Here is a 17,050-nt window from a genome sequence, read left to right as displayed (position 1 = left end):
TGGCTGGGGCGTAGTGCGCTGATCCTATGGAGACTCTTTGGTGGCTGCTGCCCCTGGTGCTGGCGCTGGTGATCGGCGGCCTCTGCCCATTGGCCGGCACCTTGCTGCTGGTGCAGCGGCGCCTGTTCCTGGCGAATCTCGTGTCGCACGCGGTGTTGCCGGGTTTGGCGCTGGCGCTGGCCCTGCGGCTTGATCCGGGCCTCGGTGGGGTGATCAGCGGCCTGGCCGGTGCCCTGTTGGCGGAGCGGCTCAGCCGCGGTGATCGTTCTGGTGAAGGGGGCGATGAGGCGGTGCTCAACACCGTGCTGGCTGGCTTTCTCGGTTTAGGGGTGCTGTTGATTCCCCTGCTGCACATCCGGGTCGATCTGGAGGCGGTGCTGTTTGGCGATCTGCTGGCCGCCGCTCCTGCCGACCTGCTGCGCAGCCTGCTGGCCCTGGTGGCGGTGCTGCTGCTGCTCGCCTGGCGCTATCATCACTACGTGTATCTGGGGGTGGATCCCCTCGGCGCCGCCAGTGCTGGTTTGCCGGTGCAGCGGCTGCGGCTGCTGCTCACCCTGGTGACGGCCTTCACGGTGGTGAGCGCCATGACCGCCGTGGGGGTGGTGCTGGTGATTGCCTTGATGGGTGCTCCGGCCCTAGTGGCCTTGGCTGGAGCCGCCAGCCTGCGCCAGGCCCTGTGGCGCTCGGCCCTGGTGGGTATGGGGATCAGCGGTGGCGGCTTTCTGCTGGCGATCCAGCCAGCTGTGAACCTGCCGCCCGGCCCCCTGATCGGGGTGCTCTGCATGGGCCTGCTGCCCCTGGCCTCCCTGCAGCACCGGCGCCTATCAGCCTGCCGGTAGCCACAGAGCCAGGCGCACCGGCTTGGCCAGGGGGTGCAGGCTCAGGCTGCTGCCATCCACCAGCACCGGCTTGGCGTGGCTGCCTGAGCGCAGGGTGAGCAGCAGCTGCTGGCGGGTGGTATCAAACAACATCGGCGCTCCCGGCTCTACCTCCCAGCCCTTCAAGGAGCGTTGCTTGAGCAGTTGGCCGCGGCGATCGAGGGCCAGCATCAGGGGCTGGGATCCCTGGGACCAGTTGCTCACCACCAGCCAGACCCGATCCCCACCCCGGTCGCAAGCGCTGGCCAGAACGGCTTCGCTGCCGATCCAAAGCTGCCGCGGCGGTTGGCCAGGCTCCACCAGCTCTAGGGAGCGCCGGTAGTCGGGCCAGTGACGCACCAGCAGGGCGCGGCCGCTCACGGGGCAGAAACTGCTGAGTTCCCTACTGCCAGGCAGCAGCTGGCGCCGGCTGGGCTGGCCCGGCAGGTTGTGCAGGGTGAGGCCTTCAAGCTCAGGCACCACTACCCCGCCTCCCTCGGGGAGCAGCTGCATGGGGCCAGAAGCAGAGTGGGGCAGGGACCATTGGCGCCCCTGGGCGGAACGCACGCTGGTGCTGCCCGGATCCAGGGCGGTGGTGGACGATTGCACCAGCAGGTCGCCGCGTCGGTTGCTGCTCAGGTGGGCAAACAGCAGGTCTGCGTCGTCTAGGGGTTGCAGCCCACCCGCCACGGGTTCGGAGAGGCGCTGCGGTTCGCGCACCAGGTTGTGTTGCTGCAGCGGCAGCAGCCAGAGACGGTGGCTGCCCATGCCATCACCACTGAGCAGGGCCACACCGGCACCGTTACCGAGGGGCTGCACTTGGGCCAGCTGCGGCCACACCGGGGTCAGCGCCTGCCAGCTGCCATCGCGCCGTTGCAGCTGCAGCTGTTCGCCGCCGGCCACGGGCACCACCGCCAGCAAGCGCGGCCGGGGGTCCCAGAGCCACTGCTGGCGGCGCAGCGGCAGGTTGCGGCGGTCGACCCCTGCCAGCAGCAACCGCAATGGTCCGGGGATGGTTTGGCCTGGAAGCAGCAGCAGGCGCAGGGGGTTGCTTTCCCCCAGCCACGTCCAGGCCAGCTGGGGTTGCAGGCTGCTGGAGACCACCAGGCTGGATCTGCGCATCGGTCGGCTGAAGCGCAGGTCCAGGGCCGCTGGACCGGAGCTGGCGCTGCTTGACTCCAGCTCCAGCAGCCGTGGTGGGCGTCGTAGCAGTAGTTGTTGCTGCAGCAAGGCCAGGGCAAGTCCTGCTGCCAGAGCCAACGTGATCCGTTGCCCCGTGGCCGTCATGGTTCCAAGGGCCGCTTGGGCCGGGCAATCGGTGTGATTCGCTGCGGTACCACCACGCTGCGGCTCTGGCCGTTGCGTTCCTCAATAGCCATGGTGCCCTCCACCGCCAGCCATTGATCCGCCCGGGGCGGCCGGCCGGCTGGCCAGCGCACAGGTAGGCCCACCGGGGTGGCATCGGCGAGACAGCAGCGCACCAGCAGCCTGGCTAGCTGGGGGGGCTCACCCGGCTGGGGCAAGACAAAGCCGCTGATCCGCACGGGATCACCCGCGTAGAGGCTGGGGTCGGGTTGGCTGCGCAGCAAGCGCACCCAATCGGTGAGGCTGCGCTGGGCTGGCGGCAGCACGAAGCTCAGCTCAGTCTCATCGCCCAGCTCGGCGGGCCGGTTGGCGGCCAGGGTGCTGAAGGAGGGGTTGGGGGGAATGGCCAACACCAGCAAAGCCACTGCGGCGCTCAGCCACCAGATTTTTGGGATGGCTTGGCGTCGCGATGGGGCTGGGCTTCCCTGGCCCCTTCGCGCTAGTTCAGCCAGCAGCAGGCCAGCCAGTAGCAGCAAGGCCACACCGCTCAGCGCCACTAGTGGGTGGAAAACGCCGCTGAGCAAGAGATCCAGCCTGCCGCTGAGGCTGCTTTGCAGCAGCACGGCTCCCCACAGCCCCAGGGCGAAGGCGCGCATCACAGCAGCAGCAAATTGACCCATTGCCCCAGCACCAACACGGCCACCGCTGCGGCGGCACTGGTGAGGGCGATGGCCTTGGGCTTGAACAGCACCCGGAACAGTCCCAGCAGCTTCAGGTCGACCACCGGGCCCAGCACCAGGAAGGCCAGAAGCGCTCCCGGGGTGACCTGGGCAGCGAAGCCCAGGGCGAGGAAGGCATCGACGCTGGAGCAAACCGAAACCACCACCGCCAGCAGCATCAGGCTCAGTACAGAGATGGTTGGAGCTCCCCCCACCGCCAGCAGCCAGCTACGCGGCAGCAACGTTTGCACCGTGGCGGCGATGGCACAACCCAGCACCAGCAGGGCGGCCAGATCGAGAAATTCGCGGCTGCCGTGCTGGAGCACCTCCTGTAAGGGCGGCCGCGCCACCTTCATGGGCTGCACCTTGGCGTCGATGGCACCCACAAGTCCGCTGCGACGCTCCAGCAGCCCCACCTGGGCCAAGGGCTGGCTCAGGCGCCGTTCTTCAAGTAGCACCGGATCTAGTAATTCGGCCTCGGGCAGCAGGCGCAGCACCGTGGCCAGCAGCACCGACAGCAGCAGGGCTGCTCCAGGGCGGGCCGCCAGCAGCCAGGGCTGGTTGGGGAAGGCGGCCCAGGTGCTGGCCAGCACGATTGGATTCAGCACCGGTGCGGCAAATAAAAAGCCCAGGGCAGTGCCAACCGGGGCGCCACCGGCCAGCAGCCGCCGCGCCACCGGCACATTGCCGCATTCACAAGCGGGCAGGGCAAAGCCAAGGGCGGCACCGGTGAGGGGCCCGAGCAGGGGGTGGGCGGGCAACTGCCGCAGCCAGGCACCTCCAGGCGCCAGCCAGCGGGCCAGGCTGGCGATACCAACGCCAATCAGCAGAAACGGCAGGGCTTCGAGTAGCAAACCCTGAAAAATCGCCCAGGCGGTGGCCAGCTGTGCCAAGAGCAACCCGCAGGGATAGACATCATGGATGCTGATTCAGGGCCTTTGGCTATGCGCAGCTGGGGGTGGCTCGAGCTCGGGATGGGTGGCGCAGGGCATCCACAGCGAACCCATCGCATGGACGCCGTTGCAGCCCAGCTGTTTGGCTTTGATCAGGGCGTCCTGCTTGCTTGGGTAGGCGTAGAGGTTTGGGGTATGGGTCCCGGTGGCCGCTTGGTGGTGCTGGTGGGGGGAGCTGGCACCGGCGTTCCAAATACCCATCACGTTGATGCCAGCCACCACGATGCCCATGCCCACCACGCAGATATTGATCACCCCCATGCCCACGGCACCGAGGCTCAGCACGCCCATCGGCACCACCCCAATGCTCACGACCCCCATTGGCACGATGCCGATCGAGATGATGCCCAGGGGTGCGATGCCGATGGCCAGCAGCTTGGGTTTGTCGCCGCACTTGGCCATCAGTGAGCCGGCATATGGCTGCCATGGCCATCGCCATGTTTGGCGCATGGCATCCATTTATCGCCCATCTGGTGCGCTCCGGTGCAGTGGAAGTGCTTGGCGGCTTTTTCGGCCGCGGCCTTGCTGGGATATAGCGCCTGAACCCCACCTCCACCAGGGCTGGTCTGAGCCAGGGCGGCAGCGGGCAGCATCAGGGCAGCGGTCAGCAGTTGGAGCAAGCGGCCCATAGGGCGGTGGCGGTTCATTGAGGCGCAAGCTAGGAGCCTCGCGCCCCTGGCCCATTCATTGCTGGCTTGATGTCAGGGTTTGAACCACCCCGGCAGGGCTTCAAAACAGGCGGCATTGTTTTCGTTTTCCCTCGCCTCCACTTTCCAGCAGCAGCTGCGGCCGCTGTCGCGGCCGTGCAGCAGTTCGTTGGCCCAGCCCCAAACCAGCTCAGCGCTGGCCTCCATGCCCACATTGGCCATCACCCGCAGGTCGAGGGCGCCCTGGTCGTGCAGCTGGCGCCAGGTGGAGAGGAGGGGGTCATCGGCATTGGCCAGAAAGGTGTGGTCGAATTGATCTGCCAGCCGGGCTTCTAGCTGTTTCAGGCTGGAAAAATCCACCACAAAGCCACATTCGTCGAGTTCATTGGCCCGAAACCAGAAGCTAAAACTGCGGCTGTAGCCATGCACGAAGCGGCAGTGGCCCTGGTGGCGCCATTGGCGATGGCAACAGGGATAACCGCTGAAAGTTTTAATGCAGCTGTAGGCCGGAGTGGGCATGGGTGAGGATCGGGACAGCAGCAGCGCAAGGGCCTTGTCAGCAGTATTTCAGCCCCCTGACCCTCAATTCATTGGGGCCTTGCGCTTCAACGAAGCTGGTTTGATCCCCGCTGTCGCCCAAGACTGGCTCGATGGCGCCGTGTTGATGGTGGCCTGGATGAACCAGGAGGCGATCGAGCACACCCTGGCCAGCGGCGAGGTGCACTACTGGAGCCGCTCGCGCCAGGAGCTATGGCACAAGGGGGCCACTAGCGGCCATATCCAGCAGCTCAAGGGCCTGCGCTACGACTGCGACGCCGACGTGCTGCTGCTCAGCATTGAGCAGAGCGGGGATGTGGCCTGCCACACCGGTGCCCGCAGCTGCTTCTACGACGCGGGCCCTGAGCCCACGGCCGGTGGCGCTTTCGCCGCACCGCCCCCGGCAGATGTCTGCACCGAACTGATGCGGGTGATCGAAGCGCGCCGCGACCTTCCCGAGCCCGGCAGCTACACCAACAAATTGTTAGAGGGGGGCGACAACCGCATCCTCAAGAAGATCGGGGAGGAGAGCGCTGAGTTTGTGATGGCTTGCAAGGACGACAACGGCGAGGAGATCGCCAGCGAAGCCGCCGACATCGTTTTCCACTTGCAGGTGGCGCTAGCTCACCACGGCGTCAGCTGGCGGCAGGTGCAGCAGGTGTTGGCCGCCCGCCGCGGCGCTCCTCGGCGGGGCTGAGGGCCGCCTCAGCCCTGGGCGCCTGTGCTGAGCATGGCCGCAGCAATCCAGATCAGCAGGCCGGTGAGCACGAAGCCTCCAGTGGCCACGGTGTATTGCCAGATCCTTTGCATCGCCGGAGTTGGCTGGCCAGCTAGCCAGCTTGGGCGGGGCCAGCCTCCGTTCGCCGACCAGGGAGATCCGCCAGCGGGAGCGCGCCTGGCCATCGCCTCACGCCAGTAGGAGTCGTAGCGGGGGGCTTGCTGGTTGAAGGGCATGGTGCCTAATGCCTGGCCGGGAAGTACCCGCGAGCGCTGAAAAGGCACCAGGTTTTCGCCGAAATTGTCGCGGTATTCGTCGGAATTCAGCAGAGCGTCAACAAACTTGGGTAGCCCCTGCTCGGCGATCACGATCGACCAGGCAATCTGTTCAGCTTGGCCATGCACCGGCCGGCCCAATACCCGACTCACCACCTGTTCGACCACCCTGTAATTGCTGTTGCAGCGATAAAAATCCCTCTGAAACTTCTCCGAGAGCAGGAGTTGGCGGATGAAGTCGCGGGTGTTGATCTGGCCGGAGCGCAGCTGGGATTCCAGCACCGCATCGCGGTCCACCTTGAAGGCGTGAAAGTAGATCTGGCGGTAGGCCTGCTCAATCAGGGCATCGGTAGCTGCCGGATCCCGCACCAGGCAAGTGGTGTCGCTCTGGCGGGGGCTTTCCTCACCGGCGGCCAGAAAGCTGCTGACACGAGCGCTGTTGGTCAGTGGTTTGGTGGCCAGAACGGGCAAGGGCATGGGGCGAAAACTCGTCAGGTCGGGCAACGTATGAGAGTTTTCCGCTGCTCTTTAAAAGATTCGCTCGAACATCAGACAACTTCACAATGGGCAACATCGCGTAATTAATGGCAGCCGGAGGTCAGGCCGGCTGCAGTTGGGTCATTGCCTGGTAAGCCGGGCTGCTGTTGCAGCCACATAAAAGTGGCCCGATCCCGGGACGTCAGCTGCAGCACGGGGGGCGCTCCAGGCACGGCCGCCATGGCGTCTTGGGGGTGATCACTGTGTCCCCACATCCCGAAGGCGTGGCCAAGTTCGTGCAGGGCCGTGGCCTGCATGGCGTCTGGTCGCTGCCCAGGGCTGATGCTCACCAGTACTCGCGGCTCGATTTTTGGCGGTTCGCCTGGCTTGTTCGTCGCCAGAGTTAGTTCAGCGCGGCCATGGCTGGCCCGACCCCTCTGCAGAGGTGGCCGGCGCCTCAATATCTGTACTTGGGCCGATTCCTTACTTTCACTGCGGTGAATCGTGACCAATTCAGCCCAGCTTGCCAGCGCCGCTTCCACGGCTTGCAGCCAAAGCTGATCCCAGCGGGCAGCAGGCCCGGCCGCTGCGGCGGGCTCGATCCAAACGCACCAATGCTGACGCTTGGGCCAGCCGTGGGGTGTGGGCACTAGCCGCTGGCGATAATCACCAGCAGCTGGTGCTGCGGCCAATCCCCTGGCGGGGAAAAGACCGAGAGCAAGAACTAGGCCGTAAACCGGCAGGCTCGCTCGATTTAATCGCCGGCTTAATCGCCGCAGCATCAGGCAGGCAGGCCGACGCCGCGGGCCATCAAGGTGGCTAGTAGGGGAACCAGGGCAAAGCCCACCAACTCGATATTGAGGATCCAGCCCAGACGGGTGGCTAGAGCCTCGCTCACCTGGGGCAGCTCGCCCTTGCGCAGCGGGATGGCCCAGAGGATGTAGGTGATGGTGGGATAGAGGGACAGGCCGCCCACCCCTAGATAGAGCCCAACCTTCCACCAGAACAGGGGGTTCTCCGTATAAAACTCGCTTCCCTGGCCGAAGTACAGAACCCGCAGAATCCCGCTCACCAGCAAGGCAAGGGCTGCCAGGCCGTACACCACATCGGTGATGACCATCAAGGTGGCATCGGCCTTGTTTGGATTTGGCTTGATCAAGCGCCGCTCCAGCACCAAGGCGCCAAAACAGAGCATGAAGCTCACGTAGTGCACGTAGGCCACCCCAGCGCGGGAGAGCACTTCAGGGGGGATGGCAGCCAAGCCAGGCATTTGTAGTAAGCAGATCCCTGCAACCGTAACCGGCGGCTCAGCTGGCCTGCTGCCTGCTCAAAAGTGAGCTGAAATCAGCAGCCATTATGAAAGTTGAACAATCACGGAAATTGCGAAGGAATTTTGAAAGTCGGAAGCTTTTCTGTTAGTCCGTTTGTGCCTGCTGATTGCCCTTAGGTTCAATTCACTGCTTGGGTGATCCATGGTGAGCTCCTTGAGCGCCTTTTTGGGTGAAATTGGCCGTCATCAGTTGTTGACACCCGAGCAGGAGCTCACCTTGGGTCGCAAGGTGCAGGCCATGGCCCTTTTGCAGGAGCGCTGCCGTGATGCCGGTGGCTCGGGACTTGCTTGTGATTTCAATGATCTGGAGCGCTGCACCCTCAAAACCGGTGAGCGGGCCAAAAACCAAATGATCACGGCCAATCTGCGGCTGGTGGTCAATCTGGCCAAGCGCTACCAGAACAAGGGCCTAGAGCTGCTGGACCTAATCCAGGAGGGCACCCTTGGTCTCACTCGCGCCGTGGAGAAATACGATCCCAGCCGCGGGCATCGCTTTAGTACTTATGCCTATTGGTGGATTCGTCAAGGTCTAAATCGCGCCCTATCCACCCAGAGCCGCACCATTCGCATTCCCGTAAATGTGAATGAAAAACTCACAAAATTGCGGGCTGCCAAATCTCGCTATCTCCAGGCCAACGGAGTTGCACCAAGGCCAGCCCAGTTGGCCCAGATGATGCATCTGCCTCAGGCGGAAGTGGAGGATTTACTGGGCTGCGAACTACGCAGCATCACCGTGAGCCTGCAGGGGGTGGTGAAGTCGAAGTCTGATCCCACTGAGTTGGTTGATGTGTTGCCCAGCCCGGAGCTGCCGCCGATGGAGCGCGCTGAGCTTGCCGAGCGCACAGCCACGGTGTGGACCCTGCTCGAACGCGCCAACCTCACAGCCAAGGAGCGCACGGTGGTGATGCTGCGCTTTGGTCTCGATAGCAGCCACGAATGGCGGACCCTGGCAGAGGTGGCCCGCCAGCTCGATTGCAGCCGGGAGTATTGCCGCCAGGTGCTGCAGCGGGCCCTGCGCAAACTGCGGAAAACCGGCATCGATAGCGGTTTGGTGGAGGCCTAGTAGCTGTCGTTTGCTCCTTGAATAAGCAGGTTGGCTGCAGTGCTGCCCGTGACCGAGTTCGTAGATCCGACCTCAGGGGATGCCCCCGCAACGGATGCTCCCGTCGTTGATGCCCAGGTGTTGGAGAGCACCGAGGTGAATGAGGTGGTGTTGCTCAAGTTGTTGCGCCGAGCTGGCCGCACCCTGGCCAGACCAGCCCTTGAATGTCTGGAGCTGTTGCTTGACCCCCAGACCCCTGCACCAGCCAAACTCACTGTGCTGGCTGCGCTTACCTACCTGCTGGTGCCCCTAGATCTGATTCCAGATTTCATTCCGGCGGCGGGCTTCAGCGACGATCTTGTGGCCGTTACGGCGTTGCTTGGTTTGTGCAGTCGCCATCGCACCCCGGCGGTGCAGTTGCGGGCCCAGCGCAGACTGGATCAATGGTTTCCCCTGAACCGCTGAAACCGATGGCCAGCCTCACAGGTGCAGAGCTCGATGATCTGCAGAGCTTTCTCAAAGACTGGCTGCGCCACACCGGACGCACCCAGGCGGATCTCAGGCGCGCCCTGCATGCAGCTTCGATTCGGATGCCCGTCCTGCTTGAGGTGCTGCAACGCACCCACAACAGCGACGGGTTGCCTGGCCTCGCCCAGCAGCTGTGTGGCGTTGAGGAGCTCTGGCAAAACGAAGACGGAGCGGGCCAGAGTGAGGGTGCAGGCCGGCCGGGGTTGGAGGCTTCGCTGGGGCAGCTAGATCTGCTGTTGCAGGAAATTCGCCAAGACCAGCAAACCTGAGCATGGCAGTTCAGAGTGGAGAAATAACAGCCATCGCTTCGATGCAGCTCCCAGGCCTCTCTTTGGCAACCCTTGCCGCCAGCACCTTGCTCACCATGGCTCCGGTCTTGGCCCAGGCTGAAAGTTTTCTTTTGGGCCCGGGCAGTTCCGTGGGGCCATCCACCAAGGTCAAGCCCAAAAATTGCGTCACAGCGGCGGATGGATCCATTACTTGTGACACCCAGCTGGAAAACTCCCCCAGCGACACCCAAGCCCGACCTATCTATGAACAGTTCAAGAATTAACGGGCGACCGTGATCAAAAAACTGCGCCGGCTCTGGCAAGACGCCACCTATCTCCAGCTGGTTGATCGCGGCGAGCAATCCCTGGCCAAGCTGCTCGGCATCGTGCTGCTGGTGGTGTTGGTGGCTGGCACTGTGCAGTTGACGATCGGTGTAACCGCGGCGGTGCTGCAGCCCGATACGCCCTGGCTCGGCAGCAAGATGAATGCGGTTTTGGGCGATCTGCTCACCCTGCTAATTGCGGTGGAGGTGCTCCAAAACGTGACCTCCTATCTGCGCCGTCATGTGGTGCAGATCGAGCTGGTGTTGCTCACAGCCATGACCGCGGTAGCTCGCAAAGTGATAGTGCTGCCCCCCGGGGCTGAAAACAAGCCCCAGCTTCTCGGCGGGCTAGGTATTGCGGTGCTCGCCCTAGCGGCGGCGTTCTGGCTGGTTCGCAGCGTCAACATTCGCCAGCCTCCCGCCAGAACAGGGCCAGCCATACGGTCCCAGGAGCAGGATCCGTAGCGAGGATCCGGTGCCGCCGGTGGGCTGCAATCAGCAGGCTGTCACCTCGGCAGAGCTCTACGGGCAGCTCCTCACCGTCTAGCTCAAGCAGGGCGCTGCCTTGGAGCAGGGTTACCCACTCGTGTTCCTCTTGGTCGTACCAAAAACCCTCAGGACTGGCTGCAAGGCAGGAGTGAATCCGCTCAAGTCGCCAATTTTTTTGATCCACTAAAACAACGCTGATTTCCTGCCCCGTAGCCGGGCAGGGACTAGCTAAGAGATTGGCTTCGGCTTGCCGGGGGGGATCGGTTTCACCCCAGCGCCGGCCGATCTCGAAGCCCCGGCTGCGGGCTAGTTCCACCACCGCGTGGTGATCACTGCAATTCCGCAGGGCCTGGCGCAGGGATGGCTCGGCCTCGCTGAGGGCCACGAAGGCATTCAGCTGGCGTACCTTCTCGAGAAATTGCTGCAATTGGGCTTCAGCCATCGCGGCCCCGTTCGCTTTGCTGGCTTAGATCTTTGATCATCCGCCATCGCAGGAAGGATTCACCAGCAAATATCACCTTCTCTTCGGCATCGATCTGCCAGCCGAGATGGAGCAAAAGCGGTTTGGAAAGCTGGCTCGCCTCGGTGTGCAACTGGCGGCACCCCTGTTGCCAGGCGTGGCTTTCAAGGGACTGGAGAATTAGGCGGGCCCTTCCCTGCCGGGAGGCTCTGCCGCGGCAATAGAGAAGCGATAGCCGTTGCGGCGGATCCAGCACCCCAAAAGCTTCAATAATGTTTTGGTTGTTGGCTGCGCAGCTGGCCAGGCCATAGCCCCTATGCAGGGCTTCGCGAACAGCATTGCTGGTGTGGGCATGGTTGGCCCATGCCGCAATCTGAGCTTGGCTATAGAGGCCTTTGGCCTGGCTGATCACGGCGTCGTGATACACCGCTGCTACTTGATCGAGATCGACAGGATGCAGCACCCGCAGGTTTTCCATCCCGTTGCTGGGTTCAGCCTGCTTTCTATCACCGCTGCCAGCCAGCATCGAAATGGGCTGAATGTTTAGGCATTGATTTGCCTGGCAAAGCTTGGCAGCTGCAGTTAATGGTGTAAATTCTGAATGTAATTTCCAGGGGCAAACCTCTTAAGCCCCGCCAATTCACCCACCAATCCCCTAAATCGATGCTCACAGGATCAGAACTGCTTGCCAAGGTCAAAGAGCTTGGCGATGTGGGTAAGTCGGAGATCGTCCGGGCCTGCGGCTATGTCTCCAATAAGAAGGATGGCGGCGAGCGCCTTAATTTCACTGCCTTCTATGAGGCCCTGCTTGAAGCCAAGGGCGTTGAGCTTGGCGGTGCTGGCAAGGTTGGCAAGGGCGGCCGCAAACTCAGCTACATCGCTACCGTGCAAGGCAATGGCAATCTGCTGATCGGCAAGGCCTACACGGCACTGCTTGATCTCAAGCCCGGCGATGAGTTCGAGATCAAGCTCGGCCGCAAGCAGATTCGCCTGATTCCCGCCGGTGCCACCGACGAAGACGAAGAGTGATAGTCGCGTCCCCATTTGACGCTGCTTAAGCATCTGTTGATTGTTTACCCCGGCTGGTCCGGGGTTTTTTTTTGCCTTGCCGCCTAAGACTCTTTGCTCAGGCGGCTAAAGCGATTTCACTGCCAAGCTCGGCAGCCAGCGCCTGATAGTCATTCGGGTTGCAGGACAGCAGGATCAGTTGCATGCCGTGGTTGGCCCCTCGGCGCAGCATTTGCTGCAGCGCTTGCAGGCGCTGTTGATCGCTGTTGGTAAAGGCGTCGTCGAATATCAACGGCAGGCAATCGTCGTAGGCGGGTTGGAGCACCTCCGCTATGGCCAAGCGTAGGGCGGCGGCTAATTGTTCGCGCATGCCTCCACTTAGCTGCTCGAAGCCAAAGCGGTGTGGGCCCTGCTGAAGTTCGAAATTGCCAAACCCACTTTTGGGGTCAAAGTCCAGGCTTGCCTGGTGCCTGCCGTTTTGCAGGTATTGGAGGTAGGGCCCAATGGCCTGCTCTAGCGATTCGCTGTAGCGCTGGGAGAAATCCTGGCGGCTCTGGTGAAACAGGTTCTGCAACATCTGCAATGCCTGGGTTTGGAGCTCCAGCGCCTCCAGATCTGCCTGGGCCGACTCCCAGGCGGCCTGGCGGTGTTCGACTAATGCCGTTGGATCATCCGAGCTAAGAGTGAGGCAGCGTTGCTCGTTTTGGCCGCGGCTGGTGAGCAGGGCGTCTTTCTCGCCATCTAGCAGGCGAAGGCGCTGCTCGATGGCGCCGCCAGCTGGCAGCTTGTCGAGTATTTCCTTATCCAGGGCGGCCAACTCCGCCTCCTGGATGAGCAGGGCCTGGCGGCTGCTGTTCACCGCATCAGTTAGTTGCTGCGCATCACCGTGACTGGCTTGTAGGGCTAGTTCGCGTTCCGCCAAGGTGCTCAGGGAGCCCGTGAGTTGCTCGAGGTTTCGCTCCAGCTCCTGGCTGCTTCGGCTCTGCTGCTCCAGCTGCTGGCGCCAGCTTGTGCGCTCGGCCTCGGCCTGCTGCTGCCTTTTACTGAGCTCATTAGCTTGTCGCCGCAGCTCTTCGATCCAGGCTTCGAGCTCCGCGCGCCCCTGGGGCAGCTCGCCGCGTTCGGTCAGGCTCTGGCGCTGCAATTGATGCTCTGCCAGCCGGCTGAGCAGGCGCTGACGCCTGGGCTCAAGGGCGGCGATCTGCTCTTCCAGGCGACTCCAGGGGATGGCACTGGCCGCTTGGCGCAGGTTGGCCAGCTCCAGCTCCAGGGCCTGGCGCTGCCGGGCAATTACTTCTGCCGCTTCGCTGTTGGCCACGCCAATGGCGGTCTGCAGCTCGCGCAGGGCCGCGCCGCTTTGCTGCAGTGCAGCTGCAGCTTGGGCGGTTGCCTCCCCTCCTCCAGGGCTGATTCGCAGCCGTACCCCGCAGCCCACCGCTAGCTCGGCGCTGCCATTGAGCTGAGCTGTTTCTCCAGGGGATAGGGTCTGGCCGGCGAGGCTCACGGGCTGATCTGCCTCAATCAAACTGATTGCTGTTGCCATGGCCTGGCTGCGGGCTTCGGCCTGGGCCCATTGCTGTTCGGCCTGCCGCAGGGACTTCACAGCGGCGGCATCGATCGGGGCCAGCTGGGCAAGGCTTTGCTTGCACTGTTCCGCCTGGAGCTGGAGCCGCTGGAATTGTTGTTGATGCTCTTGGAGCTGCTGAGCCTCCCGCTCGAGGTTGGCTAGATCGAGCAGTTGCTGGGCTAGCTCGAGACGCTCGACCTGTTGCTGCTGCTGGTTTTTCAGCTCCTGGCAGGCCTGGTCTGAGCTTTGGCAATTGGCTTCCAAGCTGCGGAATTGCTGTTGCCGGGTGCTGCGTTGCAGCTGGCAGCCCTGCTGCTGCGCCCCTAGTTCGCCCAGCTGCCGCTGCACCGCTTGCAGCTGCGATAGGGCCTGCTCAAGATTGCTCAGTTGCTGGCGCAGGGGCTCCACCTGGGCTCGCCGCAGCCGTAATTGGGCCTCCAGCTGGAGAGCTCGCTGCAGCTGCGGCCGCTCCTGGGCTTCGATCAATTGCAACCTTTGACCTATTTGACGCAGCTGCTCCATGGCCGCTTCCAGCTCAGCTTGGAGGGCTTGGGCCTGCTCCAGGTTCAGTAGGGCGCTTGAGCAGCGCTGGCGGGCCGCGGCCAGGGTGGAGCCGGCTTTGAGCTTGCCTGTGGCCGTGAACTGCTGGTCGAGCCGGGCTTGCAGCTGCTCGCTGACCAGGCGATCTAGGGGGGATTCCAGGGCTGCGGCCGCCGCGCCCCGCTGCTGCAGTTGCTGTACAAGCTGTTCAACGTCGTAGGCCTCGCTGGGGCTGGCCAGCAGGTTGGTGCCCGCCTCCCCCTGGCGCACCCAGAGGTGGGCCCAGCGCAGCGGCAACTGACTGTGGCGCCTGCCCTCGATTGGCCCATCCACCCCCAGCAGACGGGCCAGCTGCTCCTCCGCCGCCGCCCCCCGCAGGGCCAGGCCAGCATCACTGCTGAGCTGGCAGGTGCCACTTGCCCCGGAAAAGCGCTTGCGTAGCTCCCAACGGGCGCCGGCCGCTTCAAAGGCCAGCTCCACCTCGGGCAGGCCGCTGTGCAGGCGGGAGCGCATTTCGTCTACCGCGCGGCCCGTGGCACTGGCCTTCAGGAACAGCACCTTGTGCAGGGCTTCCACCACCGTGCTCTTACCCGCCTCGTTGGGGCCGCCTAGCAGGGTGAAGCGGGGATCAAACTGAAGCTTGAGCTGCTGGTGCAAGCGCACCTGGCGCAGGGTGGCGTGGAGCAGGCGCATATTTAGCCCTGCAACTGGGCCACGGTCTGGTGCAGCTCGCTGAGGGCTAGACGCACCACCGTTGGGTTGGCGTCGCCAGGGATCTTCAGGCAGCGATGCAGCTCTTGGGCAACCCGGGCAACCAGGGGATCGCCGGGGCGCTGGGTGAGCTCGGCTAGTTCGGCTTCACCCGGCGCTGCTTCGCAGCGACCCCGCAGCTTCAGGCGCAACAGCTGGGCATCCAGGCGCTCCAGCAGCTCTGCGTAGTGGCGATGGCCAGCCAGGCTGAGGCTGCCGCCCACCTCCAGCAGCAGCAGGTCGCTGCCGATGCGCCCGCCAAGCAGGCTTTCCAGCTGAGCTTCGAGTCGCTCAAGATCGCTGTCCTGTTGCAGTTGGACGCGGAGGGGATGCCAGCTCAGCGCTCCGGTGGCCAAGGGGCTCACCTGGGGCAGCACGCCCCGCCCAATCTGCACCTGCAATACCTGGCCGCAGCGGTAGTCGGCGCTGCGGGGAAAGCGATCTGCTTCGGGGGTGCCGCTGTACCAAACCTTCTCGGATACCCGTTTGAGTCCGTGCCAGTCGCCCAGTGCCACATAGTCAACATGCTCCATCCAGGCCCCATCTAGCCGCAGACGGTTGCTGGCATCGCCGGGGTTGTCGTCGTCTGGCTCGCCAGCGGCATCAAGGTCGGTGGCACCAAAGCCGTGAACCGAGCCATGGGCGAGCACCAGCCGGGGCTTGTTTTTAGGCAGCTCAGTCCAGTTGAGGCCGTTGAGCCAGCCGCAGGGATCGCTCGCATCAGTGCGACGCAGAAGCGGGCAGGGCAGCACCACCACGCTCTCCAGTTCGATGGGTGTGGCCTCCAGCAACACCTGCAGGTTGGCGGCGCGGCGCCCCTGCTCCGCCTGGAAATAGGGCGTATGCCACACGCTGCCTGGGGCACCGTGGTCGTGGTTGCCGGGGATCACCAGCACGGCACAAGGGATCGTGCCGATGGCGGCACACACGGCACTCACATCCGCTGCTCCAGGCGTGGGTGAGTCGAATAGATCCCCAGCTACCACCACCAAGTCGGCTGCTGTGGCGGCGGCGTGGGTTGCGATCCGGCCGATTGCCTGGAGCCGCACCTGGCGCAGCAGGGCGCGTTTGTCTGGATCGCTGACCCGGGCATAGGGCTTGCCGATCTGCCAGTCGGCGCTGTGCAGCAGGGTGACGGGTGGCAAGGGGCTAGCCAGGGCCCAGGTGGCGGCGTAAGACCCTGTTTAGCGCCTGCAGGCGCACACTGGAATCATCGATTGCAAGATTGCCAAGGTGCTGCAGAAGCTGTTGCGGGGGGTGGGGTTGGCCAGATTGGCCTTGTTAGCCGTGGTGATGGCGGCACTGGTTATCAGCGCAGAGCCGGCCTGGGCTGCCCCTGAGGCGGATGGGGCTGAGCTGTTTGCCAACCATTGCGCTGGCTGCCACGTCAACGGCGGCAACATCATTCGCCGGGGTAAAACCCTGCGCCTGGCGGCCCTGGAGCGCAATGGCATCGATGTTCCGGAGCGGATCGCCGTAATAGCCGCCGCTGGCCAGGGCCAGATGTCGGGCTATGCAGCCGTGCTTGGGGATGGGGGGGCAGAGGCGGTGGCCGCCTACGTATGGCAGCAGGCCCAGCTGGATTGGCCTAAGGCCTGAAGTTGCTTCAGAAGGCCTGGATCCAGGGATACACCTGAACCTCAGTCCAGATGCCATTGAGCCAGTAGACGTCTGCCTTGACAAGGGCTTCAACCTGCTCCTTGCTGCCCGCCTCGTAGATACCGAACACATGGGTGCTGCCTTCGGTGGGGCCCAGGGTGATCAGGGTGCCGGCGTCCTTAAGGCCCTGCAGTCCGGCCAGGTGCTCTTCCCGATAGGGGCTGCGCTTTGCGAGGGCGTTATCGCAGTAGGTGCCCCAGAGCACGAAGCGCATGGTGATGGGAGTTGTCAGGGCCTGACATTACGGGGTTACCTGCTTACTGGCTGCCGATCAATGGTGTTAGGACAGAGATCAAGCTTCCCAATCACCGTTTTGCGCTCCTTTCTCGTTCTTGTTGCTGCTGCCTTTTTCACGGCTCCTGCCCACGCCAACATGGTGAAGCAAATCATTGTCGGCAAGTGCTCCAGCGCCATGCAGGATGACTTCAAGAAGGCAGGTAAAACACCCCCTGCTGGAATGGTCAGCGAGACCTGTGGCTGCATTGCCGACGGCTACGGCAAAGGTCAAAGCTTGGACCAGGCCAAGGCCGCCTGCGTTAAGCAGTCAACTGCCAAATACAACCTTTGAGCCTTAGGGCTGTGAGCTCTACTGCTTAC

At 63.5% G+C, this 17,050-nt stretch carries 23 protein-coding genes; 9 read left to right on the top strand and 14 right to left on the bottom strand.

What is annotated here, in order from left to right:
- The first annotated feature begins 26 nt into the window (after positions 1-26).
- Positions 27-839 (top strand): metal ABC transporter permease, encoded by an 813-nt coding sequence (locus tag KBY73_RS07825; RefSeq protein ID WP_254936519.1) that lies wholly within the window; start codon positions 27-29, stop codon positions 837-839.
- Here the strand turns inward: KBY73_RS07825 and KBY73_RS07820 are convergent.
- From KBY73_RS07820 to KBY73_RS07795, 6 genes are all read right to left on the bottom strand, one after another.
- Positions 825-2,144, bottom strand: a complete 1,320-nt coding sequence (locus KBY73_RS07820) for a hypothetical protein (protein WP_254936518.1) — start codon at positions 2,142-2,144, stop codon at positions 825-827. The two genes, KBY73_RS07825 and KBY73_RS07820, sit on opposite strands and share 15 nt — an antisense overlap.
- Complete coding sequence (locus tag KBY73_RS07815) at positions 2,141-2,818, bottom strand: TIGR03943 family putative permease subunit (protein WP_254936517.1); 678 nt, start codon at positions 2,816-2,818, stop codon at positions 2,141-2,143. Before KBY73_RS07815 ends, KBY73_RS07820 begins: the two co-directional genes overlap by 4 nt.
- Positions 2,818-3,774 (bottom strand): permease, encoded by a 957-nt coding sequence (locus tag KBY73_RS07810; protein WP_254936516.1) that lies wholly within the window; start codon positions 3,772-3,774, stop codon positions 2,818-2,820. The genes KBY73_RS07815 and KBY73_RS07810 overlap by 1 nt, the downstream gene beginning before the upstream one ends.
- 36 nt (positions 3,775-3,810) lie before the next feature.
- Positions 3,811-4,236, bottom strand: a complete 426-nt coding sequence (locus tag KBY73_RS07805) for a hypothetical protein (RefSeq protein ID WP_254936515.1) — start codon at positions 4,234-4,236, stop codon at positions 3,811-3,813.
- Positions 4,236-4,427 carry a DUF3721 domain-containing protein gene (locus KBY73_RS07800; protein WP_254936514.1) on the bottom strand — a complete coding sequence of 64 codons (192 nt, stop codon included), beginning with the start codon at positions 4,425-4,427 and terminating at the stop codon, positions 4,236-4,238. Before KBY73_RS07800 ends, KBY73_RS07805 begins: the two co-directional genes overlap by 1 nt.
- 108 nt (positions 4,428-4,535) lie before the next feature.
- Positions 4,536-5,000 carry a 6-carboxytetrahydropterin synthase gene (locus tag KBY73_RS07795; protein ID WP_254936513.1) on the bottom strand — a complete coding sequence of 155 codons (465 nt, stop codon included), beginning with the start codon at positions 4,998-5,000 and terminating at the stop codon, positions 4,536-4,538.
- On the opposite strand from KBY73_RS07795, the gene hisIE reads away from it, so the two are divergent.
- A complete protein-coding gene (gene hisIE / locus KBY73_RS07790; RefSeq protein ID WP_254936512.1) occupies positions 4,999-5,715 on the top strand; it encodes a bifunctional phosphoribosyl-AMP cyclohydrolase/phosphoribosyl-ATP diphosphatase HisIE in 717 nt (238 codons plus the stop codon). The genes KBY73_RS07795 and hisIE overlap by 2 nt on opposite strands.
- Positions 5,716-5,723: 8 nt before the next feature.
- On the opposite strand, the gene KBY73_RS07785 is transcribed toward hisIE, so the two are convergent.
- The 3 genes from KBY73_RS07785 to KBY73_RS07775 all read right to left on the bottom strand — a co-directional run bounded on the left by KBY73_RS07785 (position 5,724) and on the right by KBY73_RS07775 (position 7,758).
- The gene (locus KBY73_RS07785; RefSeq protein ID WP_254936511.1) at positions 5,724-6,488 is read right to left on the bottom strand and encodes a phycobilisome rod-core linker polypeptide; all 765 of its coding nucleotides are present in this window, start codon (positions 6,486-6,488) and stop codon (positions 5,724-5,726) included.
- Between the two features lie 104 nt (positions 6,489-6,592).
- Positions 6,593-7,270, bottom strand: coding sequence for a peptidase (locus KBY73_RS07780; protein ID WP_254936510.1), 678 nt, complete (start codon positions 7,268-7,270; stop codon positions 6,593-6,595).
- The gene (locus KBY73_RS07775) at positions 7,270-7,758 is read right to left on the bottom strand and encodes a DUF2214 family protein (protein WP_106502844.1); all 489 of its coding nucleotides are present in this window, start codon (positions 7,756-7,758) and stop codon (positions 7,270-7,272) included. Before KBY73_RS07775 ends, KBY73_RS07780 begins: the two co-directional genes overlap by 1 nt.
- 202 nt (positions 7,759-7,960) lie before the next feature.
- On the opposite strand from KBY73_RS07775, the gene KBY73_RS07770 reads away from it, so the two are divergent.
- The 4 genes from KBY73_RS07770 to KBY73_RS07755 all read left to right on the top strand — a co-directional run bounded on the left by KBY73_RS07770 (position 7,961) and on the right by KBY73_RS07755 (position 10,445).
- Positions 7,961-8,881, top strand: coding sequence for a sigma-70 family RNA polymerase sigma factor (locus KBY73_RS07770; RefSeq protein ID WP_254936509.1), 921 nt, complete (start codon positions 7,961-7,963; stop codon positions 8,879-8,881).
- 48 nt (positions 8,882-8,929) lie between these two features.
- Positions 8,930-9,325, top strand: a complete 396-nt coding sequence (locus KBY73_RS07765; RefSeq protein ID WP_254936508.1) for a DUF1232 domain-containing protein — start codon at positions 8,930-8,932, stop codon at positions 9,323-9,325.
- 5 nt (positions 9,326-9,330) lie between these two features.
- Positions 9,331-9,657, top strand: a complete 327-nt coding sequence (locus tag KBY73_RS07760; protein WP_254936507.1) for a hypothetical protein — start codon at positions 9,331-9,333, stop codon at positions 9,655-9,657.
- 296 nt (positions 9,658-9,953) lie between these two features.
- Positions 9,954-10,445, top strand: coding sequence for a phosphate-starvation-inducible PsiE family protein (locus KBY73_RS07755; RefSeq protein WP_254936661.1), 492 nt, complete (start codon positions 9,954-9,956; stop codon positions 10,443-10,445).
- Here KBY73_RS07755 and KBY73_RS07750 read toward each other — a convergent pair.
- The gene (locus KBY73_RS07750; protein ID WP_254936506.1) at positions 10,381-10,911 is read right to left on the bottom strand and encodes a Nif11 domain/cupin domain-containing protein; all 531 of its coding nucleotides are present in this window, start codon (positions 10,909-10,911) and stop codon (positions 10,381-10,383) included. The genes KBY73_RS07755 and KBY73_RS07750 overlap by 65 nt on opposite strands.
- On the bottom strand, positions 10,904-11,455 hold the full coding sequence (locus KBY73_RS07745; protein WP_254936505.1) for a GNAT family N-acetyltransferase: 552 nt from the start codon (positions 11,453-11,455) through the stop codon (positions 10,904-10,906). The genes KBY73_RS07750 and KBY73_RS07745 overlap by 8 nt, the downstream gene beginning before the upstream one ends.
- A gap of 137 nt (positions 11,456-11,592) precedes the next feature.
- On the opposite strand from KBY73_RS07745, the gene KBY73_RS07740 reads away from it, so the two are divergent.
- Complete coding sequence (locus KBY73_RS07740; protein ID WP_106502848.1) at positions 11,593-11,958, top strand: AbrB family transcriptional regulator; 366 nt, start codon at positions 11,593-11,595, stop codon at positions 11,956-11,958.
- A 97-nt stretch (positions 11,959-12,055) separates the two neighbouring features.
- On the opposite strand, the gene KBY73_RS07735 is transcribed toward KBY73_RS07740, so the two are convergent.
- Positions 12,056-14,737, bottom strand: coding sequence for an AAA family ATPase (locus KBY73_RS07735; RefSeq protein ID WP_254936504.1), 2,682 nt, complete (start codon positions 14,735-14,737; stop codon positions 12,056-12,058).
- A gap of 2 nt (positions 14,738-14,739) precedes the next feature.
- On the bottom strand, positions 14,740-15,939 hold the full coding sequence (locus KBY73_RS07730) for a metallophosphoesterase (protein ID WP_254936503.1): 1,200 nt from the start codon (positions 15,937-15,939) through the stop codon (positions 14,740-14,742).
- A 148-nt stretch (positions 15,940-16,087) separates the two neighbouring features.
- Between KBY73_RS07730 and KBY73_RS07725 the strand changes: the two genes are divergently transcribed.
- Positions 16,088-16,393 (top strand): c-type cytochrome, encoded by a 306-nt coding sequence (locus KBY73_RS07725; protein WP_254936660.1) that lies wholly within the window; start codon positions 16,088-16,090, stop codon positions 16,391-16,393.
- A gap of 7 nt (positions 16,394-16,400) precedes the next feature.
- Here KBY73_RS07725 and KBY73_RS07720 read toward each other — a convergent pair whose 3' ends face one another.
- Positions 16,401-16,667 (bottom strand): YciI family protein, encoded by a 267-nt coding sequence (locus tag KBY73_RS07720; protein ID WP_254936502.1) that lies wholly within the window; start codon positions 16,665-16,667, stop codon positions 16,401-16,403.
- A gap of 159 nt (positions 16,668-16,826) precedes the next feature.
- On the opposite strand from KBY73_RS07720, the gene KBY73_RS07715 reads away from it, so the two are divergent.
- A complete protein-coding gene (locus KBY73_RS07715; protein ID WP_254936501.1) occupies positions 16,827-17,021 on the top strand; it encodes a hypothetical protein in 195 nt (64 codons plus the stop codon).
- Positions 17,022-17,050 lie beyond the last annotated feature (29 nt).

It is taken from the genome of Cyanobium sp. Tous-M-B4 (assembly GCF_024345395.1).
Classification (GTDB): domain Bacteria; phylum Cyanobacteriota; class Cyanobacteriia; order PCC-6307; family Cyanobiaceae; genus Cyanobium_A.
The sequence above is the reverse complement of the archived record's forward strand: the minus strand, read 5'-3'. Positions and strand labels throughout refer to the sequence as shown.